At 64.4% G+C, this 23,215-nt stretch carries 24 protein-coding genes and 5 tRNA genes; 4 read left to right on the forward strand and 25 right to left on the reverse strand.

What is annotated here, in order from left to right:
* Window positions 1-55: 55 nt before the first annotated feature.
* The 14 genes from rpoB to CHB73_RS02400 form a co-directional block, all read right to left on the reverse strand.
* A complete protein-coding gene (rpoB, locus tag CHB73_RS02335; RefSeq protein ID WP_089271671.1) occupies window positions 56-4,159 on the reverse strand; it encodes a DNA-directed RNA polymerase subunit beta in 4,104 nt (1,367 codons plus the stop codon).
* Window positions 4,160-4,504: 345 nt separating this feature from the next.
* On the reverse strand, window positions 4,505-4,891 hold the full coding sequence (rplL, locus tag CHB73_RS02340; protein WP_089271673.1) for a 50S ribosomal protein L7/L12: 387 nt from the start codon (window positions 4,889-4,891) through the stop codon (window positions 4,505-4,507).
* 63 nt (window positions 4,892-4,954) lie between these two features.
* Complete coding sequence (gene rplJ, locus CHB73_RS02345; RefSeq protein WP_089271675.1) at window positions 4,955-5,497, reverse strand: 50S ribosomal protein L10; 543 nt, start codon at window positions 5,495-5,497, stop codon at window positions 4,955-4,957.
* 150 nt (window positions 5,498-5,647) lie between these two features.
* Entirely contained in the window at window positions 5,648-6,355 is a 708-nt protein-coding gene (gene rplA / locus CHB73_RS02350) for a 50S ribosomal protein L1 (RefSeq protein ID WP_089271677.1), read from the reverse strand.
* Window positions 6,356-6,366: 11 nt separating this feature from the next.
* A complete protein-coding gene (gene rplK, locus CHB73_RS02355) occupies window positions 6,367-6,792 on the reverse strand; it encodes a 50S ribosomal protein L11 (protein WP_089271679.1) in 426 nt (141 codons plus the stop codon).
* A gap of 51 nt (window positions 6,793-6,843) precedes the next feature.
* A complete protein-coding gene (nusG, locus tag CHB73_RS02360; RefSeq protein ID WP_089272245.1) occupies window positions 6,844-7,401 on the reverse strand; it encodes a transcription termination/antitermination protein NusG in 558 nt (185 codons plus the stop codon).
* A 26-nt stretch (window positions 7,402-7,427) separates the two neighbouring features.
* Window positions 7,428-7,691, reverse strand: coding sequence for a preprotein translocase subunit SecE (gene secE, locus CHB73_RS02365; RefSeq protein WP_089271681.1), 264 nt, complete (start codon window positions 7,689-7,691; stop codon window positions 7,428-7,430).
* 23 nt (window positions 7,692-7,714) lie between these two features.
* Window positions 7,715-7,790: transfer RNA gene (locus CHB73_RS02370), tRNA-Trp, on the reverse strand.
* Between the two features lie 13 nt (window positions 7,791-7,803).
* A complete protein-coding gene (gene rpmG / locus CHB73_RS02375) occupies window positions 7,804-7,953 on the reverse strand; it encodes a 50S ribosomal protein L33 (RefSeq protein ID WP_089271683.1) in 150 nt (49 codons plus the stop codon).
* Between the two features lie 3 nt (window positions 7,954-7,956).
* Entirely contained in the window at window positions 7,957-9,150 is a 1,194-nt protein-coding gene (gene tuf / locus CHB73_RS02380) for an elongation factor Tu (protein ID WP_089271685.1), read from the reverse strand.
* 45 nt (window positions 9,151-9,195) lie between these two features.
* Window positions 9,196-9,271: transfer RNA gene (locus CHB73_RS02385), tRNA-Thr, on the reverse strand.
* A 36-nt stretch (window positions 9,272-9,307) separates the two neighbouring features.
* Window positions 9,308-9,384, reverse strand: a tRNA-Gly gene (locus CHB73_RS02390).
* A 71-nt stretch (window positions 9,385-9,455) separates the two neighbouring features.
* Window positions 9,456-9,541, reverse strand: a tRNA-Tyr gene (locus tag CHB73_RS02395).
* A 6-nt stretch (window positions 9,542-9,547) separates the two neighbouring features.
* Window positions 9,548-9,622, reverse strand: a tRNA-Thr gene (locus CHB73_RS02400).
* Between the two features lie 222 nt (window positions 9,623-9,844).
* Between CHB73_RS02400 and CHB73_RS02405 the strand changes: the two genes are divergently transcribed.
* The 3 genes from CHB73_RS02405 to CHB73_RS02415 all read left to right on the forward strand — a co-directional run bounded on the left by CHB73_RS02405 (window position 9,845) and on the right by CHB73_RS02415 (window position 12,791).
* Window positions 9,845-10,867 (forward strand): tRNA dihydrouridine synthase, encoded by a 1,023-nt coding sequence (locus CHB73_RS02405; protein WP_089271687.1) that lies wholly within the window; start codon window positions 9,845-9,847, stop codon window positions 10,865-10,867.
* Between the two features lie 67 nt (window positions 10,868-10,934).
* Window positions 10,935-11,792: a 4-hydroxy-3-methylbut-2-enyl diphosphate reductase gene (gene ispH / locus CHB73_RS02410; protein WP_089271689.1), complete on the forward strand. Its 858-nt coding sequence runs from the start codon at window positions 10,935-10,937 to the stop codon at window positions 11,790-11,792.
* A 27-nt stretch (window positions 11,793-11,819) separates the two neighbouring features.
* Window positions 11,820-12,791 (forward strand): chemotaxis protein, encoded by a 972-nt coding sequence (locus CHB73_RS02415; RefSeq protein ID WP_089271691.1) that lies wholly within the window; start codon window positions 11,820-11,822, stop codon window positions 12,789-12,791.
* Window positions 12,792-12,983: 192 nt separating this feature from the next.
* Here the strand turns inward: CHB73_RS02415 and CHB73_RS02420 are convergent, their stop codons facing one another.
* From CHB73_RS02420 to CHB73_RS02455, 8 genes are all read right to left on the reverse strand, one after another.
* The gene (locus tag CHB73_RS02420; protein WP_089271693.1) at window positions 12,984-14,279 is read right to left on the reverse strand and encodes an Nramp family divalent metal transporter; all 1,296 of its coding nucleotides are present in this window, start codon (window positions 14,277-14,279) and stop codon (window positions 12,984-12,986) included.
* A gap of 19 nt (window positions 14,280-14,298) precedes the next feature.
* Window positions 14,299-15,576: a magnesium transporter MgtE N-terminal domain-containing protein gene (locus CHB73_RS02425; RefSeq protein ID WP_089271695.1), complete on the reverse strand. Its 1,278-nt coding sequence runs from the start codon at window positions 15,574-15,576 to the stop codon at window positions 14,299-14,301.
* Window positions 15,577-15,725: 149 nt separating this feature from the next.
* Window positions 15,726-15,926: a twin-arginine translocase TatA/TatE family subunit gene (gene tatA, locus CHB73_RS02430; protein WP_089271697.1), complete on the reverse strand. Its 201-nt coding sequence runs from the start codon at window positions 15,924-15,926 to the stop codon at window positions 15,726-15,728.
* A gap of 182 nt (window positions 15,927-16,108) precedes the next feature.
* Window positions 16,109-17,113 (reverse strand): Holliday junction branch migration DNA helicase RuvB, encoded by a 1,005-nt coding sequence (gene ruvB, locus CHB73_RS02435; protein WP_089271699.1) that lies wholly within the window; start codon window positions 17,111-17,113, stop codon window positions 16,109-16,111.
* Window positions 17,114-17,137: 24 nt separating this feature from the next.
* A complete protein-coding gene (ruvA, locus tag CHB73_RS02440; RefSeq protein WP_089271702.1) occupies window positions 17,138-17,749 on the reverse strand; it encodes a Holliday junction branch migration protein RuvA in 612 nt (203 codons plus the stop codon).
* The gene (gene ruvC / locus CHB73_RS02445) at window positions 17,746-18,252 is read right to left on the reverse strand and encodes a crossover junction endodeoxyribonuclease RuvC (protein ID WP_089271704.1); all 507 of its coding nucleotides are present in this window, start codon (window positions 18,250-18,252) and stop codon (window positions 17,746-17,748) included. Before ruvC ends, ruvA begins: the two co-directional genes overlap by 4 nt.
* A gap of 1 nt (window position 18,253) precedes the next feature.
* Complete coding sequence (locus CHB73_RS02450; protein WP_089271706.1) at window positions 18,254-18,997, reverse strand: YebC/PmpR family DNA-binding transcriptional regulator; 744 nt, start codon at window positions 18,995-18,997, stop codon at window positions 18,254-18,256.
* A gap of 54 nt (window positions 18,998-19,051) precedes the next feature.
* Window positions 19,052-19,696, reverse strand: coding sequence for an RlmE family RNA methyltransferase (locus CHB73_RS02455; protein WP_089271708.1), 645 nt, complete (start codon window positions 19,694-19,696; stop codon window positions 19,052-19,054).
* A 104-nt stretch (window positions 19,697-19,800) separates the two neighbouring features.
* Here CHB73_RS02455 and CHB73_RS02460 point away from each other — a divergent pair, with 104 nt between their 5' ends.
* Window positions 19,801-21,366 (forward strand): glycosyltransferase family protein, encoded by a 1,566-nt coding sequence (locus CHB73_RS02460; RefSeq protein ID WP_089271710.1) that lies wholly within the window; start codon window positions 19,801-19,803, stop codon window positions 21,364-21,366.
* A 7-nt stretch (window positions 21,367-21,373) separates the two neighbouring features.
* Here the strand turns inward: CHB73_RS02460 and CHB73_RS02465 are convergent, their stop codons facing one another.
* Genes CHB73_RS02465 through CHB73_RS02475 form a run of 3 tightly spaced genes read right to left on the reverse strand, consistent with a single transcriptional unit; the run spans window position 21,374 to window position 23,196 of the window.
* Window positions 21,374-22,036: a GDSL-type esterase/lipase family protein gene (locus CHB73_RS02465; protein WP_089271712.1), complete on the reverse strand. Its 663-nt coding sequence runs from the start codon at window positions 22,034-22,036 to the stop codon at window positions 21,374-21,376.
* 1 nt (window position 22,037) lies between these two features.
* Complete coding sequence (locus tag CHB73_RS02470; RefSeq protein ID WP_089271714.1) at window positions 22,038-22,565, reverse strand: hypothetical protein; 528 nt, start codon at window positions 22,563-22,565, stop codon at window positions 22,038-22,040.
* A gap of 10 nt (window positions 22,566-22,575) precedes the next feature.
* Window positions 22,576-23,196: a recombination-associated protein RdgC gene (locus tag CHB73_RS02475; protein ID WP_089271716.1), complete on the reverse strand. Its 621-nt coding sequence runs from the start codon at window positions 23,194-23,196 to the stop codon at window positions 22,576-22,578.
* Window positions 23,197-23,215: the final 19 nt, after the last annotated feature.

The raw sequence follows: 23,215 nt of genomic DNA on the forward strand, positions 1-23,215 counted from the left end.
CACCCGAATCAGGCGGCGGGTCGGGCAAGGGGGCCGGGGAAGCCCCCGCCCTGCCCTACTGCGGCCGTCTCACGGGCTTTTTCTTCTCGTCCTGGATGAGGTTCACATCCAGGCCCAGCGACATAAGCTCCTTGATGAGCACGTTGAAGCTTTCGGGCAGCCCGGCCTCAAGGAAGTTGTCGCCCTTGACGATCTTCTCGTACATCTTCACGCGGCCGGAGACGTCGTCGCTCTTGACGGTGAGGAACTCCTGCAAGAGGTACGCTGCGCCGTAGGCCTCCAGCGCCCACACTTCCATTTCGCCCAGACGCTGGCCGCCGAACTGGGCCTTGCCGCCAAGCGGCTGCTGGGTCACCAGGCTGTATGGGCCGGTGGAACGGGCGTGGATCTTCTCGTCGACCAAGTGATGCAATTTAAGCATATACATCACACCCACGGTGACGCGGTTGTGGAAGGGCTCGCCGGTGCGGCCGTCGTAGAGGGTGATCTTGCCGTCGTCGGGCAGGCCGGCGTGCTTAAGCCAGCCCCAGATCTCCTCTTCCTCCGCGCCGTCGAACACCGGGGTCTTGGTGATGATGCCCTTGGCCACGGTCTTGGCAGCGGCCTTGAGCTCCTCGTCGTCCATGCCCTGGATGAGCGCGTCGATCTCCTTGGAGCCGAACACGGCGGAGATGTCCTTGCGCACCTGGTCCATGGCCTGGCCGCTCTCCACCATCTGGGCGATCTGAGCGCCCAGTTCGCGGGCGGCCCAGCCGAGGTGGGTCTCCATGATCTGGCCGATGTTCATGCGCGAGGGCACGCCCAGCGGGTTCAGCACGATGTCCATGGGCGTGCCGTCGGCGAAGAAGGGCATGTCCTCCTCGGGCAGGATGCAGGACACGACGCCCTTGTTGCCGTGACGGCCGGCCATCTTGTCGCCCACGGAGAGCTTGCGCTTCACGGCGACGTAGACCTTGACCATCTTGATGACGCCCGGGGGCAGGTCATCGCCCTCGGTGACCTTTTCGCGCTTGTTGTCGTACACGGCCTTGATGAACTTCACCTGGCGCTCGTAGTCGGCCAGGATGCCGCGGATGGCGTCGTTCACGTCCTTGGAGGAGAACATGCCGGACAGCTTCTTGAGGGGCAGGTCGTCGAGCACTTCGCGGGTGAGGGGATGCCCGGCGTCCAGAAGCACCTCGCCCTTCTTCTTGCCCATGATGGGCTGGGCGATCTGCTTGTTCTCGGCCACGGACCACACGCGCTCGCGCACGTTGTCGGTCAGGGCGGCCACGTGCTTCAGCTCCTTCATGTCGAAGTCGGAAAGCGCGTTCTGCTCAATCTGGATGGTGCGGTCATCCTTCTCGCCGCTGCGGCGGTTGAAGACCTTCACATCCACCACCGTGCCCTCGATTCCGGGCGGAACCTTGAGGGAAGTGTTCTTCACGTCGCGCGCCTTGTCGCCGAAGATGGCGCGCAGGAGTTTTTCTTCCGGGGTAAGCTGGGTCTCGCCCTTGGGGGTGATCTTGCCCACCAGAATGTCGTCGGGCACCACCTTGGCGCCCAGGCGGATGATGCCGCAGTCGTCAAGATTGCGGAGCATCTCCTCGGAGACGTTGGGAATGTCGCGGGTGATCTCTTCGGGTCCGAGCTTGGTGTCGCGGGCGACCACCTCGAACTCCTCGATATGTACGGAGGTGTACACGTCCTCCTTCACCACGCGTTCGCTGATGAGGATGGAGTCTTCGTAGTTGTAGCCGCACCAGGGGGTGAAGGCCACCAGCAGGTTCTTGCCCAAGGCAAGCTCGCCGTCGCGGATGCCGGGGCCGTCGGCCATGACCTCGCCCTTCTTCACGCGCTGGCCCACGTGCACACAGGGACGCTGTCCGAAGCAGGAGTTCTGGTTCGACTTGTGCCATTTCTGCAGCTCGTAGTGGATGGCGCCACCGGTGTTCGGGGCCACGGCCTCGTCATAGTTCACGATGAGCCGTTCGGCGTCGGCGAAATGGACCACGCCGTCACCCTTGGCCAGGATGCAGGCGCCGGAATCGCGGGCCACCACGCCTTCCATGCCGGTGCCCACAAGCGGCACCTCGCACTTGAGCAGCGGCACGGCCTGGCGCTGCATGTTGGAGCCCATGAGCGCGCGGTTGGCGTCGTCATGCTCAAGGAAGGGGATCAGCGCGGCGGAGATCGAAACGATCTGGCTGGGGCTGATGTCCATGAGCGTGACTTGCTCCTTGGGCACGAAGTTGGGGTCGCCGGCCTGGCGCGCCTGCACCAGCGCGGGCAGAATCTCGTTGTTCTCGTCAAGCGGCAGGCTGGCCTGGGCCACGGCCTCGCCAGCCTCGCGGCTGGCGTCCATCCAGACGATCTCGTCGCCTGCCCGACCGTCCTGCACCACGCGGAAGGGGGTCTCAATGAAGCCGTAGTCGTTCACGCGGGCATACGTGGTGAGCGACACGATGAGGCCGATGTTCGGTCCTTCGGGCGTTTCAATGGGGCAAATGCGGCCATAGTGGGAGGTGTGCACGTCGCGCACCTCGAAGCCCGCGCGCTCGCGGGTCAGGCCGCCAGGGCCCAGGGCCGAAAGGCGGCGCTTGTGCGTCACCTCGGACAGGGCGTTGGTCTGGTCCATGAACTGCGAGAGCTGGCTGGTTCCGAAGAACTCCTTCAGCACCGCGGCCACCGGCTTGGGATTGATGAGATCGTGAGGCATGAGCGTGGACACTTCCTGCAGGCTCATGCGCTCCTTGATGGCGCGCTCCATGCGCACCAGTCCGATGCGGTACTGGTTCTCCACCAATTCGCCCACGGGGCGCACGCGGCGGTTGCCCAGGTGGTCGATGTCGTCGGCCGGGCCATGGGAGTCTTTCAAGCGCACGAGAAGCTTGACGGCCTTGAGGATGTCCTCGTTGGTCAGGGTGCGCAGCTCCAGGCTCTCGGTTATGTCCAGCCGGATGTTGAGCTTGTAGCGTCCCACGGTGGACAGGTCATAGTAGTCCGCGTTGCGGAAGAGATTCTCGAAGAAGCTCGCGGCGATTTCAGCGGTGGGCGGCGAGCTGGGGCGCAGGCGGCGGTAGATCTCGATCTGCGCGCTGGCCATGTCCGTGGTCTTGTCTGCGGCGAGGGTGTCGCGCATGGACGAGGACACGTCCATGCCCCTGGTGAAAAGCACACTGATTTCGTTGACGTTCTGGCCGCGAACGCGCTCAATGAGGTCGGCGGAGATCTCCTGCGCGGCCTCGGCCACAACCTCGCCGGTGTCGGCGTCAACGATGTCGTGAGCCAGGTACTGGCCAATCAAGGTGTCCGGGGCGACCTCGATGGCCGACAAACCGTCCTTGATCATTTTGCGCCAGTTGGCCTTGGTGATGGGCCGCCCGCGCTTGACCAGCACCTTGCCGTCGGAGAGCTCGATGTCGACGTAGGCGTCTTCCTTGCGGTACTGATCCTCGCGGATCTTGCGCAGCACGCGCTCGCCGTTGAAGATGTACTCTTCGTGGTCATAGAAGTAGTCGAGGATGTCCGTCTTGGTCATGCCCATGGCCTTGAACAGGATGGTGGCGGGCATTTTCCTGCGGCGGTCGATGCGGACGTACAGAATGTCCTTGTGGTCGAAGTCGAAGTCCAGCCAGGAACCGCGCATGGGGATGATGCGGCAGGAATACAGCACCTTGCGGCTGGAGTGGGTCTTGCCGGAATCGTGCTCGAAAATGATGCCGGGCGAGCGCTGGAGCTGATTGACGATGACGCGCTCGGTCCCGTTGATGATGAAGGTGCCCTTGTCGGTCATCAACGGCAGGGTGCCGAAATAAATGTCCTGCTCCTTGATGTCGCGGATGGTGCGGGAGCCGGACTCCTCGTCCACATCGAAGACCACCAGGCGCACGATGAGGCGCAGGGGCGTTTCGTAGGTGAGTCCCTTGGCCAGGCACTCGTCCTCGTCGTACTTGGGTTCCTGGATGACGTAGCTCACGTACTCCAGGCTGGCGGTGCGGTTGAAGTCCTCAATGGGGAACACGGAGCGGAACACGGCCTCCAGCCCGAAATCGGCGCGGCTGGCCGGCGGTTCGTCCCGCTGCAGAAATTTGAGGTAGGAGTCCACCTGCAGCTCCAGCAGATGCGGGATGGGCAGGCTGTTGGCGATCTTGCCGAAGTGTTTCGTGAGTTGGGCCATTGTCACCTCATCGAGCGAGTCGGTTGGTGTTCTCGGTAACGAAATATGCCAGGGCGCACTAATCCCTTGGTCGTATCTCAGAGTCAAAATGGTTGCTGCGGGTCACGTTGCGTCACGTCTCGTTCGTCCCCAAATGGAATCAGATCTCCGGAGGGGGGTGGGAAAAATTTCAATGGGCGTCGCGCCTTGCGGCTGCGGTTGCCCTGCTGCCGGTGCTCCTGCGCAGCACAACCCGCACCGCCTGTGGCGGCAACGGGTTCTGGAAAAAAGCAAGTCCAGGCGGAAGACGCTCCCCGTTCAGGGGTGCGCCCTCCGCCCGGTATATCTCAATGTGTGGGCAAAAAGCTACTTCACCTCGACGGTGGCGCCGGCTTCGGTGAGCTGCTTCTTGGCGTCCTCGGCATCGGCCTTGCTCACGCCTTCCTTGATGGTCTGCGGAGCGCCGTCGACCTTGTCCTTGGCTTCCTTCAGGCCCAGGCCGGTGAGAGCGCGCACGACCTTGATGACGCCGATCTTGTTGGCGCCGGCTTCCTTCAGGATGACGTCGAACTCGGTCTTCTCCTCGGCGGCCTCGGCCGGGGCGGCGGCGGCGCCGGGCATGGCGGCGAAGGCTGCCACGGGAGCGGCAGCGGAAACGCCGAACTTCTCTTCAAGTTCCTTGATGAAGTCGGCCAGCTCAAGAACGGTCATGTTGGAGATGAACTCGACAACCTGCTCTTTGGTCACGGACATGGTATATTCCTCCTGGGAAAGTTTGGGTGCTTTGAAGTTGACCTGTGGGTAAGGGGCCTTGGCCTAAGCCTCGGCAGCCGGGGCGGCTCCGCCTTCCTTCTGCTCCTTGATGGCATTCAAGGCGTAGAGGAAGTTGCGCAGCACCGCCGCGAACACATTGACGAAGTTGGTCGGCACCGCGTTCATGGTGCCAAGCATCTTGGCCAGGAGTTCGGGCTTGCTGGGCAGCGTTGCGAGCTGCTTCACGCCCTCCTCGTCAAGGAACTTCCCTTCAAGGCTTCCGTAACGCAAGGCAAGCTTCTTGCTTCCCTTGACGAAATCGGAAAGGGCCTTGGCCAGGGCTACGGGATCCTCGTAGCCCAAAGCGACCGCGCAGTTTTCTTTCAGGCGATCATTGAGGACGCTGTGCGACGTCTCATTGAGCGCCAACCGGGCCAGGGTGTTCTTGACGACTTGGTAATCGACTCCGACTTCGCGCAGCTTGGCGCGGAGGATGGTCATCTCCTCCACTTCCATGCCCTTGAAGTCGGTGACGACGGCGATGCTCGCCCGCGCAGCCTTCTCGTGCAGCTGCTCGATGATCTGGGCTTTTTCTTGCCTGTTCACCGTGTCTCGCTCCTCGTCGTTCTTTGGCCCGGAAAGCAAAGTCCGTCTCGGCAGGAAATTAAGGGGTCGCCCCCGCCTGCTTTCATCGACTTAAACTTCCCGTGCTATCTATTCATTCCAGCGCTGACGGCCAACCCGTCCGCACCGGGTCTAGCCTTCCAGAAACTTCCGGATGCTCAGAGTGTCCACCTTGACGCCAGGCCCCATGGTGGTGGCCACGGCCATGGTCTTGAGGTACGTGCCCTTGGAGGTGGACGGCTTGAGGCGGTTCACGGCCTCAAGCAGGGCGGAGAGATTCTGACAGAGCTTCTCCGCTCCAAAGGACTTCTTGCCGATGGGGGCGTGCAGGATGCCCGCCTTGTCGACCTTGAACTCAACGCGGCCGGCCTTGAGCTCACGCACGGCCTCACCAACGTTGAAGGTGACTGTGCCCGTCTTAGCGTTGGGCATAAGGCCACGGGGGCCAAGCAGGCGGCCGATCTGACCGACCTTGGCCATCATGTCCGGGGTTGCGACGGCGTTGTCGAAATCGAGCCAGCCGCCCTTGATCTTCTCCACCAGTTCATCGCCGCCGCATTCGTCCGCGCCGGCCTCCCTGGCCTCAGCTTCCTTGTCCGGCTTGCAGAAGACCACCACGCGGGCGGTCTTGCCCAGGCCGTTGGGCAACGGAACCGCGCCACGGACCATCTGGTCGGAGTACTTGGGATCAACGCCAAGGTTGATGGCCACATCGACGGTCTCGTCGAACTTGGCAAACGAACTCTCCAGAGCGAACTTGACGGCATCGGCAACGGCATAGCGCTGCGTGGCGTCAAAACTCTCGGAGGCCTTGTTGTAGTTTTTTCCGTGCTTCGGCATGACTGTACCCTCTACCCTTTCACTTCAAGGCCCATGCTGCGGGCAGTGCCGATGATGCAGTTCTTGGCGGTCTCGATGGACTTGGCCGTAAGATCCGGGGCCTTCAACTTGGCGATTTCCTCAACCTGGGCCATGGTCACGGAACCGACCTTGGTCTTGTTGGGTTCGCCGGATCCCTTCTCGATCTTGGCGGCCTTGAGCAGGAGCACCGGAGCGGGCGGAGTCTTGGTGATGAAGGAGAAGGTCCGGTCGGCGTAAACGGTGATGATCACCGGGATGATCATGCCCTTCTGGTCCTGGGTCTTCGCATTGAAGGCCTTGCAGAACTCCATGATGTTCACGCCATGCTGGCCCAGCGCCGGTCCCACCGGGGGGGACGGATTCGCCACGCCAGCAGGGATCTGCAGCTTGACTTTACCTGTGATTTTCTTGGCCATTTTAGTATATCCTCGCAGGCGGTCTCCCGCCGCAGTCGGTCAAGGGTCCGTCTAGCCCTTCGTCACCTGGACGAAGTCGAGCTCCACCGGGGTCTGACGACCAAAAATGGAGACCGCGACGCGGAGTTTGCCCTTGTCGTAATTCACATCCTCGACGACACCGTTGAACCCGCTGAAGGGGCCGTCGATAACCCGAACCTCGTCGCCTCTTTCGAAGTTGAACTTGGGACGGGGCTGTTCCTGCCTGCTCTCCATCATGGAGAGGATGGTCTGGGCCTCGCTGTCGCGCATGGGCGTGGGACGGTTCTTGCCCCCCACAAACCCCGTAACGCGCGGTATGGACTGGATGAGGTGCCAGGAATCGTCCGTGAGCACCATCTTCACCATCACATACCCCGGATAGAACTTCCGGGTGCTCGTCCGGCGCTCGCCCTTGACCATTTCCACCACTTTCTCAGTGGGCACCACAACTTCGAGCACCTGGCCATGATCCTGGCCCGTGCGCATCATCTCGGTGATGGTCTGCTGCACACGCTGCTCGAATCCCGAGTAGGTGTGGACGATGTACCAGCGGGCCGGTCTCTCCCCGCCAACGGCGCTTTCTTCAATCACTTGCGCTCACCTTGCCAGGGATTTTAGGACAGCACGATCTCGACGGCCTTGGACAAACCAAGATCCACGAGGCCGAGGAACAGCGACATGACCGCAACAAGTATCATCACCGCCGCGCAAGTGGTGACGGTCTCCTTTCGGGAGGGCCAGGTGACTTTCTTGAGCTCGACCTGGGCCTCTTCGAAGAAGACCTTCAATTCCTGCGCCTTGGAGGCAACGCCCGAAGTTGTCTCGGGAGTCTCGCCGCCCTGCTGGCCGCCGGAGCCTTTCGCTGTATTTTTCGCCATTTCTCTCCCCAGTTGGGGGTGGTTGGCAGGCCAGGAGGGATTCGAACCCCCAGCATCCGGTTTTGGAGACCGGCGCTCTACCGTTAGAGCTACTGGCCTGCGCTTATGAAAACTACTTGGTCTCGCGGTGCACTGTGTGCTTCTTGTCGAAGGGACAGTACTTCTTCACCTCAAGACGGCCAGTAGTATTCTTCTTGTTCTTTTCCGTCGCGTAATTGCGCCGCTTGCACTCGGTGCAGGCGAGCTGGATGTTGACGCGCATGGATTACTCCAGGATTTCGGTGACCACGCCGGCGCCAACAGTGCGGCCGCCTTCGCGAATGGCGAAGCGCAGACCCTGCTCCATGGCGATGGGGTGGATCATGTCGACAATGAAGGTGGCGTTGTCGCCGGGCATAACCATCTCGACGCCCTCTTCCAGGGTCACCACGCCGGTGATGTCGGTGGTGCGGAAGTAGAACTGCGGACGATAGCCGGAGAAGAACGGAGTGTGACGGCCGCCCTCATCCTTGGAGAGCACGACCACCTCGGCCTTGAACTTGCGGTGGGGGGTGATGCTCTTGGGCTTGGCGAGGACCTGGCCGCGCTCGACATCCTCACGCTTGACACCGCGCAGCAGCACGCCAACGTTGTCGCCGGCGGTGCCCTGGTCGAGGATCTTGCGGAACATTTCGACGCCGGTGCAGGTGCTCTTCACGGTGTCCTTGATGCCCACGATTTCGACTTCGTCACCCACGGTGATGACGCCGCGCTCAACACGACCGGTCACAACGGTGCCGCGGCCGGAGATGGAGAACACGTCCTCGATGGGCATGAGGAAGGGCTTGTCGATGTCGCGCTGCGGCTCAGGAATGTAGGTGTCGCAGGCGTTCAGGAGCTCAAGGATGCACTTGCAGTCGTCGCTCTTGGGGTCGTCGCTCTCAAGGGCCTTCAGGGCGGAACCCTTGATGACCGGGATCTCGTCGCCGGGGAAGCCGTACTTGGAGAGCAGCTCGCGCACTTCCAGCTCGACCAGCTCCAGCAGCTCGGCGTCGTCGACCATGTCGCACTTGTTCATGAAGACGACCATGTGGGGCACGCCGACCTGACGGGCAAGCAGGATGTGCTCACGGGTCTGGGGCATGGGGCCGTCGGTGGCGGCCACAACCAGGATCGCGCCGTCCATCTGCGCCGCGCCGGTGATCATGTTCTTGATGTAGTCGGCGTGGCCGGGGCAGTCCACGTGGGCGTAGTGGCGGGTGTCCGTCTCGTACTCCACGTGCGCGGTGGCGATGGTGATGCCGCGCTCTTTCTCTTCCGGGGCCTTGTCGATCTGGTCGAAGGCCACGTAGGTGCCCTTGCCCATCAGGGACGCGGTCTTGGTAATGGCCGCGGTGAGGGTGGTCTTGCCGTGGTCGATGTGACCGATGGTGCCGATGTTGACGTGAGGCTTCTTGCGCTCAAATTTGGCCTTGCCCATGTCTAACCCCCTGGTGTCTTCTCTCGGTTGTCTGGAAAGATGTTGTGGAGCCCATGAACGGAATTGAACCGTTGACCTCTTCCTTACCAAGGAAGTGCTCTACCGACTGAGCTACATGGGCTTAAGCGTCGCTTTAGGAGGCCCCGTTGGCGCGATTTGGAGCGGGAAACGGGACTCGAACCCGCAACCCTCAGCTTGGAAGGCTGATGCTCTAGCCAATTGAGCTATTCCCGCGTGCAGAATCCGTAGTCCCTGCGGCCAGGGACACGCCCTGCCTCCTACAGCGTTGCTTGCCGCGCAAAAAGTGGTGGTGGGGGGTGGATTTGAACCACCGAAGGCTGACGCCGACAGATTTACAGTCTGTTCCCTTTGGCCACTCGGGAACCCCACCATTCACTGGAGCTGGCGATGGGACTTGAACCCGCAACCTGCTGATTACAAGTCAGCTGCTCTGCCATTGAGCTACGCCAGCGCGTGAACGAAGATGCTTACGCTTTTCGTCCACGGATTGCAAGGACTTTGTTCTCCCGGTTGGCGCCGGGCCATCCGCAATCCCTCGTTTCCGAGGCCGCTCTGACTATTTTGTTTTGCCCCTTGTTGTCAACATGTTTTCGCGTGGAACGGAATAAAAAATTGCAATCCCCTTCGTTTCCCGTTTGACGAACGGACGGATGCCCCCTATTTCACCCCTGCCATGACAGCGAATCATCCTTCATTGCCCTTCAGCCCGGACGCCCCCTGGCTCGCCCCCCTGGCGGGGTACTCGGACCTGCCCTTCCGCACCCTGTGCCGCATTTACGGCGCGGCCTGCTCCGAAACCGAGATGGTCAGCACCAAGGGGCTGGTGTTCGGCGGGTACGGAACGGAGCGGCTTTTGGCCACCACGGCCGCGGACACGCCCCTTGTGGTGCAGCTTTTCGGCGCGGAGCCGGAAATTTACGAACAGGCCATGCCCTTGCTGCTGGAGCGGGGATTCCGGCATTTCGACCTGAACGCAGGCTGCTCGGTGCGCAAGGTGAACAAGAGCGGCTCCGGCTCGGCCCTCATGTCCCGCCCTGAACTTTTGCGGCGCATCGTCGCGGTCATGGTTCGGGCGGCAGGGCCGGGCAACGTGGGCGTCAAGCTGCGTCTGGGCTTCACCCCCGGCGAGGAGAACTATCTCGACCTTGGCCGCGCGCTGCAGGACCAGGGGGTCGGCTGGCTGACGCTGCATCCGCGTACGGCAAAGCAGCTTTTCACCGGCCAGGCGCGCTGGAGCGCCATCAGGGAGCTGGCCGAGGCGGTTTCCATACCGGTTCTGGCCAGCGGCGACCTGTTCACCGCCGAGGACGCGGCCCGCTGTCTCGCCGAAACAGGCTGCGCCGGGGTGATGTTCGCTCGCGGCGCACTCACCGACCCCATGATCTTCCGCCGCCTGCGCGACATCCTTGCCGGTTGCGGGTCGGCCCCACGCACGGCCGACGAACTGGCGGAGGCGGCGCTGACCCACATCCGCCTGGTGCGCGAGTTGGACGCCACCCCGCGCGCCTTCCGCGCCCTGCGCGCCTTTCTTCCCCGCTACGCCAAGGGCTTCACGGGCATCCGCGCGCTCCGGCACGCCCTGCTCTGCTGCGAGGACTGGGAGACGCTGACCAGAACGGCGGCGGACATCTCCCAGCTTACAGCCGATGCCGCGCCCCTGGACCTTTCGGACCTCGCCCAGGGCTGCGGCGCATAGCCGCTGTTGACTGCCGCCGCCCCCCTGGCGCATACCGTGGAATCCAATCGACGCACAGGAGACTCGCATGGAAGTGATCCGCGCCCGCCTTGCGGGCTTTTGCATGGGCGTGGGCCTGGCGCTCAAGAAGCTCGACGCCCTGCTTGAAGAAGACGATGCGGGAGCGGCACAGCCCACCTTCATGCTCGGCCCCATCATCCACAACCCGCAAGTGCTGAAGCATTACGCCGCTCGCGGCGTGGGTTTGGCAAACAACGCCACGGACCTTCCTCCAGGCAGCCGGGTGGTCATCCGCGCCCACGGCATTCCCCGGCACGAGGAGCAATCGCTTATGGCGCGCGGGGTGGACGTTGTGGACGCCACCTGCCCCAAGGTCAAGCGGGCGCAACTGCTCATCCAGGCCGAGGCGCTGGCTGGGCGGTCGCTCCTGCTCTTCGGAGAGGACGACCATCCCGAGGTGCGCGGGCTGTTGAGCTACGCGTGCGGCGATGCGTTTGTCTTCGAATCGCGCGAGGAGTTGGCCGCCCACGCCCTTGACCCGGACCGGTCGTACTGCCTCGCCGCCCAGACCACCCAGGACCGGCAGGCCTTCGAGTGCATACGCCAGGATCTCGAGGAGCGCCTGCCCGGCGGCCTGGCCGTGCTGGAGACCATCTGCGACGCCACGCGGCTGCGCCAGGACGAAGCCATCGGGCTTGCCGGGCAATGCGACTGCGTCGTGGTGGCCGGAGGCAAGGCCAGCGGCAACACGCGGCGTCTGGCGCAAGTCGTCGAAGCGGCAGGCACCCCGGCCCTGCTTGTGGAAACCGTTGACGATCTCCACCCGAATGCCGTAATACAATATAAGCGAGTGGGCTTAACTGCGGGGGCTTCCACGCCGAAAAGCATCATTGACCGCATTGAAACGTTTCTTCTTGGCCTGTAGCCTGGACAATCGCCATATGGAGCCGCCATGAGCACGAACATGACCAACATCCTCCTTGAGGCAGGCACCAACGAACTCGAGATCGTCGAATTCTACCTGGAGGAGCCAAACCCCGGCGGGGGCGAGCCATACCGCGGCTATTACGGCGTCAACGTGGCCAAGGTGCTGGAAATCATCCGCCTGCCGCGCATCACCGAGATGCCGCAGGTTTCGCACCCCTCCGTGCTTGGCGCCTTCAACCTGCGTTCGCAGATCATCCCCCTTGTGGATTTGAGCCTGTGGCTCAAAAAAGAGCGTAGCGAATCCGAACCTCCCAAGGTCATCGTCTGCGAGTTCAACAACGTCACCACGGCGTTTCTCGTCTCCGGAGTGAACCGCATCCACCGCATTAGCTGGGAGGAGGTGGAAGCCCCGAACAAGTACATGTCCTCGCTCGCCTCCAACTCCATCACCGGCGTGGTGCGGCTGGAAGGCCGCATCATCTTCCTGCTCGACCTGGAAAAGATCGTGGCCGAGCTGAATCCGGAGCTTGGCCTGCGCTTCGACGAGAACGTCGTCTGGGAATCCGGGGTGCAGTACCGCGCCCTCATCGCCGACGACTCCACTCTCATCCGCGAGATGATCGGCGACCTGCTGCACAAGGCAAACTTCCTGGTGGAAAAGACCAACCATGGCGGAGAATGCTGGGACCGTCTTGTGCACATCAAGCAGATCGCCGAGAGCGAGAACCGCCCCGTCACCGACTACGTGCAGGTGGTCATCTCCGACATCGAGATGCCCAACATGGACGGCCACAACCTCACCAAGCGCATCAAGGAAGACCCGGTGCTCAAGCAACTGCCCGTGGTCCTCTTCTCCTCCATCATCACCGACAAGCTCCGCCACAAGGGCGAGGCTGTGGGCGCGGACGACCAGATCAGCAAGCCGGAAATCACCCAGGTGGCCCGCCGCGCGGCCGACCTCATCAAAAACCGCATCGCCGAGGCGGCCAACGCCTAGCTCTGCACGGCTTCAACAGCAAACGCCCGGCCCTCTTCACGGAGGTCCGGGCGTTTGCTGTTCCTCGGGGAAACATCTGCGCCAGCCTCTGGCGGCAGAATTGCAGCGGGGAAAAAACAGGCAACGCCGATTGCCCTGGCGGGGCCGAGAAACAGCGAGGCGCGCTGCCGCGTCGCACCGCGTCAACGCGGCTTACGCGCCCATAAGCGCGGCGATGAAGCCGGGGCGCACAATGTCGGCGGTCATGACCAGGGTGAGGCCGAGCACGATGGCCACCGTGGCCCAGGCGATGGCGTTGAACACCGGGCCATTGGCGTACTCGCCCATGAGCCGCCTGTCGTTGATGAGCAGAAGCATGAAGATGAGCACAAAGGGCAGCACCACGCCGTTGACCACCTGCGACACGTACATGATGGCGATGAGCGGGGCCTCGGGCCAGAGGATGGCGCACGCGGATACGGCGATGATCAGGGTGAAGAGCCAGAAGAACTGCGGGGCCTCGCGAAAGTCCTTGTCCACGCCGAGCTCCCAGCCCATGCCCTCGCAGATGTAGTAGGCGGTGGACAGCGGCAGCACGCAGGCCGCGAAGATGGAGGCGTTGAACAAGCCGATGGCGAAAAGCCCGGTGGCGTATTCGCCCACCAGCGGGGTCAGGGCCTGCGCCGCATCTGCCGCGGTTTCGATGGGCACCCCGGCCTTGAAGATGGTCGCCGCGCAGGCCACCACGATGAAGAAGGCCACCACGATGGCCATGATGCAGCCCACCACGACATCAAGCCGGGAAAAGGCGTAGTCCTCACGCGTTATGCCCTTCTCCACCACGCTGGCCTGCTGGTAGAACTGCATCCAGGGCGCGATGGTGGTGCCGATGACGCCGATCATCATGGTCACCGAGGCCGGCGTGACCACGATGTCGCTGGGGCGCGGGGCAAGCGTGGCGCGCAGCACCTCGCCCCAGTCCGGTCCGGACATGAAGGCCGCCACGGGATAGGCGAGGTACACCACGCAGGCCAGCAAAAACACCTTCTCAACAATGCGGTAGGAGCCCTTGACGATGAGCAGCCACACGGCCACGGCGGCCAGCGGCACGGACACATACTTGCTGACGCCGAAAAGCTCCATGCTGGCGGCGATGCCCGCGAACTCGCTCACGGTGTTGCCCATGTTGGTCAAAAGCAGGGCGATCATGACGTAAAAGGTGATCTTGACCCCGAAACGCTCGCGAATGAGGTCGGAGAGCCCCTTGCCCGTCACCGCGCCCATGCGTGCGCACATTTCCTGCACCACCACCAGCGCCACGGTGGTGGGCAACATCATCCACAAAAGCGACATGCCGAACTGCGCGCCAGCCAGGGAATAGGTGGTGATGCCGCCGGCGTCGTTGTCCACGTTGGCGGTGATGATGCCCGGCCCCAGCAAAGCCAGAAAGAGCAGGACATTCTTCCTGTTCAGCCTGCGCAAGGGCGAAAAAATGGAGGAAAACGTCATGTGCCGGGCCGCCTGCGGGCTAGAAGTTGCGCGTGGCCTTGTACTGTTTCCAGCGCAGGGCGAAAGGCAGGAAATGTTCCATGATGTCGTCGGCCGTGACGATGCCCGCCATCTTGCCGTCCTCGTCCAGCACGGGCACGGCGGCCAGCTTGTATTGCACCACCAGTTCCAGCACGTCCTCCAATGGGGAGTCCACGCGCACGGTCTTGGGGTTGCGGCTCATGACCTCGGTGACAGGATCGTCTCCCTCGGCCAGCAGCAGCCGCTTCAGGCTCACAACGCCAAGCGGGCGCTCCTCGGGATCCAGAACGTACATGTAATAGATGGAGTCCGTCTCCGCGCCGAGCAGGCGCACCTGCCGCAGGGCATCGTCCACAGCGGCGTCCGGGGTCACGAAAAGAAACTCGTTGTTCATGAGGCCGCCAGCGGTGTCGTCCTCGTGCTCAAGGAGCTCCTGCACCTTCTCCGCATCCTCGGGGTCCATCTGGGCCAGCAGTTCCTGGGCCTTGTCGTCCGGCAGTTCGGCCAGCACGTCCGCGGCCTCGTCCGGCGGCATTTCTTCCAGCACATCGGCTGCGTGCGCGCTTTCCATCTGGGAGAGCAGACGGCTGGAGTCCTCGGGCTCCATTTCGCCCATGGCCTCGCCTGCGGCCTCGGCGTCAAGCGAGCTGAGAACGGCGCCCACGTTGCTGTGCGGCAGTTGCGCCAATATGTTGGCCAGGTCGGCCGGGTGCAGATCGGAAAGCTTGTCGCGCGTCACGGTGAGGGTGAGCCTGGAGAGGTTGGTCTCAAGCGGCTGCACCAGCAGCCAGTCGATCTCCTTGGGGGCCAGCCTGCGCTTGAGCACGCCGCCAAGGAAGTCCCAGGCCCTCAAGTATCCCAGCCGCCGCAGGATGCCACGAAAGCCCACATCCACAGCGGCAAGGCAGACCCCGCCCCGCTCCATGGCCAGCTTCAGGTCGTTCACGCGCACCACGCGCGCGCCATCCACGTCCACGATCTGCTTGTCCAGAATATCGCGGCGCATAAGCACTTCGTCCTGGGATTCCGGCAGGTCGGGCAAGTTTTCTGGCTCGCCCGTGAGCGAAACCACCACGTCGTTGAACATGGACAGGTCCGCAAAGGCAACGCGCCGGGTGCCGCGGCCATGGCGCACCAGCACATGGTGCACCACGGGCAAGGGGTCTCCGGGGCTCATGGCCACGTCATGAAGCCGCCCCACCTCGCGGCCGGAACGGCTGATGACCGGGCGGTCGAGTACGGCCGAGAGGAACAGATCCTTTGCGTGCTGGGACATGGCGGCCTCCCTTGAGCAACAGGCGCGCTGGCGACGATCGGAAAACACAAAAAACCGGCAGCCCGCAAAAAAGCGGGCTCCGGTGGCCTGCGTGCCGCCGAGCGAAACGGCCGGTCACGCGGGGGAACCGGCCATGGCGCGGCGGCGCGCTACTTTCGTGTATCCGTACTCTGGGTGGGCTGGGAAGGCTGTGCGGGCTGGTCAGGGGTTCCGTCAAGCCCCTTGCGGAGCTCGCGAATGCCCTTGCCGATGCTGGCGCCGAGCTGCGGGAGCTTGCTTGGGCCGAACACAAGCAGGGCGATGACGACAATCAAGAGCAGATGCGTAGGCTGCAAAAGCTGTCCGAACATGGCGGTTCCTCCGTGTTCCCGTGGAGCGGGCGGCCCGAAGTCGCATCCAGGTCCAGGGGAGGTGTTGCGCCGCTTGGCGGCGTCATCCGGTTCGGGACTTCATTCGAAAAAACGAACGCGTGTACCGAGTCTAAGGCCACAGCCGGGACAGGAATTCGGCCCGTCCCAGTCCATGCGCTTGTCTACAGGGAACCGTCGCCGGCGTCAAGCCGCATTTTGAGATGCTGGTAGGCCTTGGCCGTGGCCACCCGTCCGCGCGGCGTGCGTTTGATGAAGCCGCACTGGATGAGAAACGGTTCGTAAATATCCTCAATGGTGCGCGATTCTTCTGAGCAGGCCACGGCGATGGTCTTGACGCCCACCGGTCCGCCGCCGAACTGGTTGACGATGAGCGACAGGATCTTGCGGTCCATCTGGTCCAGGCCATGCGGGTCCACGTCCAGCTTGTCCAGCGACTCCTCGGCCAAGCGCTTGTCCACAACGCCGCTGCCCTGCACCACGGCGTAGTCGCGGATGCGCCGCAAAAGACGCCCGGCGATGCGCGGGGTGCCGCGCGACCTGCGGCCAATGGCCCAGGCCCCCTCTTCCGTCACGGTGACGCCCAGGATGCCGGCAGCACGCAGCACAATGCGCGAAAGCTCCTCCGGCGAGTAGAACTCCAAACGGAACACGCAGCCGAAACGGTCGCGCAGTGGCGAAGTCAAGAGGCCGATGCGCGTGGTGGCGCCCACCAGGGTGAAGGGCTCCAAATCAATTTTGACCGTTCGCGCGCCCGGCCCCTGGCCGATGATGAGGTCGATCTTGTAGTCCTCCATGGCGGGATACAAAATTTCCTCAACCGTGGCGGGCATACGGTGGATCTCATCGATGAACAGGATGTCGTGGCGGGAGAGGTTGGTCAGGATGGCGGCCAGGTCGCCCACGCGCTCCAGCACTGGGCCGCTGGTGGAGACCATGTTCACGCCCAGTTCACTGGCCATGATCTGCGCGAGGGTGGTCTTGCCCAAGCCGGGGTTGCCGGAAAACAGCGTATGGTCCAGGGCCTTGCCACGTTCCCGCGCCGCCTGGATGAACACGCCCAGGTTCGAACGCACGTCGCCCTGGCCGATGAAGTCGGCCAGGCGCTGCGGGCGGATGCTGTCGTCCGCCTGGGGCCGCTTGGCCGCGTCCTCCGTGGGTGCGCTCACAAAAACCTCCGGGCCGCCATCGGGTTAGGACCGCGCCGCCGCGATCTTTTTCAGGGCCACGCGGATGGCCGAGCTGGCGTCGATGTCCGGCTCGGCCTCGAAAATCTCCTTGATCATGGGCCGGGCCTCGTCCTCGGTGTAGCCGAGCGCCTTCATGCCCGCCACGGCATCGAAATACTCGCCCTGCGGCGCGTTTTGCGGGGTTGCGGCAAGGGTCGGCCCGGTCTTGATGCCGGTGACTTTGTCCTTGAGCTTCCACATGATCTCCCGCGCGCTCTTGGGGCCGATGCCGGGCACCGTGGCCAGCATGTCGGCGTCCTCGCGCAGCACCAGCTCGCGCAGGTGTTCGGGCCGGAAGTGGGAGAGGATGCCCAGGGCCTTCTTCGGCCCCAGCTTGTCGATGCCGATGAGCAGACGGAACAGGTCGCGCTCGTCGCTGGTGATGAACCCGTAGAGGTCCAGCGCGTCCTCCCGCACGACCATGTGGGTGTAGAGGTGCGCCTCCCCGCCCTTCTGCGGCAGCAGGACAAGGGCCGAGGACGGCAGCGAGACTTCGTACCCCACGCCGCCTGGGGTCACAAGCACGCAGCCCTTTGCGGTCAGGTCAAGCAGGCGTCCTTCCAGATAGGCGATCATGGCGTCCCCGTCAGCTTGCGCAGCCTGCGCTCGTTCAGGTGGCAGATGGCCACGGCCAGGGCGTCGCTGGCGTCCAGCGGCCAGCCGGGATTCCGTACGCCCAGGATCTGCGCCACCATGAAGGCCACTTGCTCCTTCTCCGCCCGGCCCGCGCCCACCAGGCTTTTTTTGACCAGGGTGGGCGGGTAGCCGGAGACCGGGAGACCGGCCACGGCGCAGGCGGCCATGGCCGCGCCGCGCGCCTGGCCAAGCTTCAGGGCCGAGGCCGTGTTCTTGGACACAAAGACGGATTCGATGGCCGCCTCGGCCGGACCGTGTTCGCGGATGACCTCGGCCACGCGGGAATAGATGATTCCCAGGCGCTCGGCCATGTCCCCGCCGGAGGGCGTGCGGATGGCGCCCACGGCCACCAGCTCGGCCCGGCCGGACTGCTCGCGCACGACCCCGTAACCGGTGACCCGGCTTCCGGGGTCGAGCCCGAGCACGGCCAGGGGAGCGCCCATGCTATCCCAGCTCTTCCATGATTTCGTCGGTGAAGTCGGCCGTGACGTAGACGTTGGAAACGTCCTCGTTTTCCTCAAGGTTCTCCATGAGGTTCATGACCTTGCGGGCCGTTGCCGCGTCCACCGGGGTAAGGTTCTTGGGCAGCATGGTAAGCTCGGAACTCTCCACGGCGATGCCCGCGTCCTCGAAGGCCTTTTCCACTGCGGAGTAGTTCTCCGGGGCCACGCGCACCTCAAGGGTGCCCTCTTCGGCCACCACGTCGTCGGCTCCGGCCTCCAAAGCCACCTCCATGACCTGGTCCTCGGTGTACTTGGCCGGGTCAAAGGAGAGCACGCCGCGCTTGTCGAACATCCAGGCCACGCTGCCGGGCTCGCCCATGTTGCCGCCGCCCTTGCCGATGATGTGGCGCACCTCGGCAATGGTGCGATTCTTGTTGTCGGTGGCGACCTCGACCAGGATGGCCACGCCGCCGGGAGCGTAGCCCTCGTACATCATCTCGAAGATTTCGCCGCCCGCCAGCTCGCCGGTGCCCTTCTTGACGGCCTGATCGATCTTGTCGTTGGGCATGTTGGCGGACTTGGCCTTGGCGATGACCGCGCGCAGCCGCGCGTTCATGTTCGGATCGCCGCCGCCCTTGGCCGCAAGGATGATGTCCTTGGTGATCTTGGTGAAGACCTGGCCTTTCTTGGCGTCGGTCTTGGCCTTGGCGCGCTTGATGGTTGCCCATTTGCTGTGTCCGGACATGAACCCTCCAAAGAAATGTATGATGTGGAGCCTGCTGCTCCGAAACAGATGACTTTACTTCAAATCGCCTCCGTTGCCAAGCGCCGCGCCGCCGGGGTCCTCGGGCGGCCCGCCGCGGAAGCCGAGGCCGGCCATGAAGATCTCCTTGCTTTCCGCGCGCGAGCTCTTGGGCTTGAACACCCGCACAGCCTCGAACAGGGGCCGCAACGACTCCTTGAAGCCCTTGGCGTCCGGGCCTTCAAAGATCTTGACCACAAGAAAGCCGCCGGGCTTGAGGCGCCGGGCGGCCACGTCCCGGGCGCGCTCGCACAGCTCCAGGCTGCGGGCCTGGTCCGTGAACTTGTGGCCGGTGGTCTTGGGGGCCATGTCGCTCATGACGAAATCGAAGGGGAGAAGCGGCTCCATAAGGGCAAGCAGCTCCGGCGAGTCCTCGAAGGCGTCGTGCACCAGAAAGCGCACGTTGGCCGGGAACTGCTGCTCGGTATCCTGAATGTCCAGCGCAAGCACAAAGCCGCGCTCGCCGACCTTTTTGGCCGCGAAAAGCGTCCAGGAGCCGGGCGCGGCTCCAAGGTCCAGCACCTTCATGCCGGGCTTGAGCAGCCCGAACTTCGAGTCCAGCTCCTGCAGCTTGTACACGCTGCGCGCGGGGTAGTGTTCCGCCTTGGCGCGCTTGAAATAATGGTCGCGGTATTGTTTCATGGGGCTCGCTTGCGTTGCGGGGATAGGGCATCCCTAGCGCAAAGCGCCCGGCTTGCCAAGAACGGGCTTGCCAAGACCGCCCCCCGCGCCACATAACGGTGTTCATGCGCACACCATCTTCCGGAGCACAGGCCAGCCGCCCCAGCCGACCCCGCGTGCTGGACGCCCTGGGCCGGACCAAAACGCTCTCCTGCGCGGCCGCGGACTTCCAGCTTGTCGCCCCTGGCGGCCCGGACACCCTGCTTCTTGGCCTGGGGCCGGAGCCGGAGCGCCTGCCGGAGTTGTCGCCCGTCCTGAATACTGCTGGACGCGTGCGCTTTGTGGAATGCCCGGAACTCGCCGCGCAATATGGCGAGTCCTGGCCGGAACGCATCCCGGCGGACTTTGGACCCGCGCCCCCGGACCAGGCTCCGTCCCTGGCCCGTGGTTCGGCGGTGCTGCTGTACCGCCCTGGTGCGCGCCTGTTCCCAGACTTCTGGGGGCCGCTGCTGGCCGAGGTGTCGCGCGCGCTCATGCCCTCGCCCCCTGCTGCGCGAAGCCGCCTGGTCTGGCTGCCCGGCGGCGCGTCCGACCTGCTGCGGCTGGAACTCTGCGAGGCGTTCGAGGCTTTGGGCTTTGCCGTGCGGCTGCTTTCCGCCCAGGACTCCCCCCGGGGGCTTCTTGCTCAAGGCGAATGCCCGGCTCTCGTTTTCAGCGTGAACTTCTCCGGCTTGGACCAGCTCGGCGAGACCGCGCACCTGCTCTCGGCCATGGGGGCGCGCGTGGCCGTGTGGTGCGTGGACAATCCCCTGCACCTGCTCTCCGGTCTGAAGAGCCGCTTCTGGACGCGGCTACCCCTTTTCGTCACCGACGACTGGTTCCCGCCCGTACTGCGCGGCCTGGGAGCGCAGGAGGTTCACCACCTGCCCCTGGCGGCCCGCGCGGCGGACCTGGACGGCCCCATGCGCAGGCCCGCCCCGGCCCTGGCCCACCTTGCCGGGCGGCTTGTCTTTGCTGGCCGCAGCGCCTTTCCTGGCAAGGCGGGCTTCTTCGCGGGCTGCGCGCTGCCGCCGGGCACCACGGGCGCCTGGTCCGAGGCCCAGGCCATGCTGGCGCGGGGGGACAGGCCGCACTTCGGCTGGTGGGTGGATCGTCTGGGGGTTGAACGACTCTGGCCGGGAACGGATGCCCGGCGCGCGGGCTTCTGCGCCGAGGAGACGGGCCGGGCCTGGCGCGCGGCCTGCCTAAACGCCGCGCACGCGGGCCTGGGCGGCGGGCTTACGGTCCACGGCGACGAGGACTGGCGGAACCTGCTGCCCGCCAACGCGGACCTGCGCCCGCCCGTGGACTATTACGCCGCCCTGCCGGACATCTGCGCCAGCGCAGGGGCCTGCCTGAACTGCACCAGCCCGCTTCTGCCGCACGGGCTTACCCAGCGGCACTTCGACGTGTGGGCCTGGGACGGCCTGCTCGTCACCGACGCCACGCCCGGCCTGGCGCTGTTTCCGAACGAGCTGACGCGGCCGGTCACGTTCCGCGCGCCCGGAGACATCGCGCCCCTGTTGCGCGCGCTCTGGTCTTCGGCCTCCGGAGCCGACGGGCTCAAGGCCGCGTGGCGGGAGGAGCTGAGGACGCGGCACACGTACACGCACCGTGTCCGGTCCGTGCTGGAAGCCGTGGGCCTGGGCTGAAACCGGGCTATTTCGACGACGGGGACAGCAGCAGCGGGGCCAGCAGCGGGGCCAGAAAACCGGCCAACACCGCCGCGCCTTTGGCGCTGGGATGCACACCGTCGGCCTGAAAACAGCCGGGCTGGCCGTCCAACGGATCCAGTATGTGCGGCATGAACGGCAGGCCGAACTTCGCGGCCAGTTCCCCGTGCAGGGCATTGGAACGCTTGACGTACCCGTTGTTGAACTCCGGCGGGGCTATGGGCGTCAGGCCCGCCAAGTCCGGATCGTCGGAACACGGCGAGAACATGTCGGCGCGTGTGCGCCAGCCCGCCAGAAAAATGCCCGCGCCAGCGCCCAGCAGAGCGGCGATCATCCGCTCCAGGGCGGCGCGCGTCTCCTTGACGGGAATGCCCTGGTAGCAGTCGTTGGCCCCGAACTCCAGCAGCACGGCGCGGGGGCGCGCGGCCAGCACCGCGTCCAGGCGCTCCAGCCCGTCCAGGGAGGTGTCGCCGGACACGCCGAAGTCCAGCACGCGCACGCCGGGAACATGGCAGGGGCCGGAGGCGGCAAGCTCGGCCTCCAGGCGCGGCACAAGGCCGTCGCGCTGCGCAAGGCCCCAGCCCGCCACAAGGCTGTCGCCGTAGGCCGCCAGGACCACTCTGGATTCGTTCTCCTGCATCGCGTTCATGCTAGCCCTTGGCGATCCACACGCCCATGGACTTCACCTCGTCCGCCCACTTCTGGGGGGAGAGGCGCAAGGAAAGAAACTCGCGGTACACGCCGTCCAGCAGCTCCAGGCACTGCTCCACCAAAAACATTTTTTCCAGCACGCGGGCGTCCGGGTCGTCGTCCTCGCGGTCCTTGGTCTCGATCTTGGGCGTCTTGAGGCCGGAAAGCGAAAAATCCGTGTCCTTCAAGGTCACCTGCCAGGCCTCGGGGTCGCGGTCGAAGCGCAACTGCGCGCGGTTGACCTTCTTGCCCGTGCGCAGGCCGCTGCGCGCCTCGGTTAGCTCGCCGCTGGGGCTCTTGACCGAGGCCGACTCCAGGCCTTCGCCGTCGCCGCCCTGGACGCTCAGGCGTTCCTCCATGCGCAGGTTGAAGGGGCGGCCGTCCTTGTCCTGGAACAGGCCGCCGCGCGCCTCTGTGGCGTGCCACAGCCAGGTAAGAAAATCCTGGCCAAGGATGGTGCTCTCGCGTTCGGTGAGGGTGCGGTCCATGAGGCGGCTCCTACACGAAGGCCGTGGGTTCGATGTTCTCCAGACGGGATACCGCCGCTTCGCCGAGCATTTCCGCAGCCAGGGCGAAGGGGGTCAGGGCCTCCAACTCCAGGCCGAAGGTCTTTTCGAAATGCTCCTCGAACATGGCCTTGACCTTGGAATTGGTGGTGAGCAGCAGCACGCGGCCGTTCTGCGTGTTCCACACCACGTCGAACACGGCCGGGATGGGCAGGCTGCGGGCGCGCAGGCGCAGCATCACCTGGTCCTTGATCTCGCGACGGCGGTCCTTGGAGATGAAGGCCTTGCCCTCGGCCTTGGCCTGGGCCAGCTCCTGGGTAAGGGCGATGAGGCAATGCTTCTTGAACACGGCGGGCGGAATGCGCCGGGTGTCCAGCCGAAGGCTGAAGCACAGGTAATGTCCCTTTTCCGGCGGCGACTCGGCCCAGTCCAGGTCGAGCATGTTGTCCAGGTTGCACCAGCCGAAGGAACGCTCCTCCACGCTGGCGTCGATGTCCCGGAACACCACGTCGCCGCCCTTCAGCCGTTCCGGGGCCTCGCGCCAGAGCGAGTCGGGGATGTCGCCCACCACGCGGTAGCGGGTGATGCCGAGACTTGCGGAGAGTATGGGCACGGTCGCCTCCTTGAAAGGG

This window comes from Humidesulfovibrio mexicanus, assembly GCF_900188225.1.
GTDB classification, from domain to species: Bacteria; Desulfobacterota; Desulfovibrionia; order Desulfovibrionales; family Desulfovibrionaceae; genus Humidesulfovibrio; species Humidesulfovibrio mexicanus.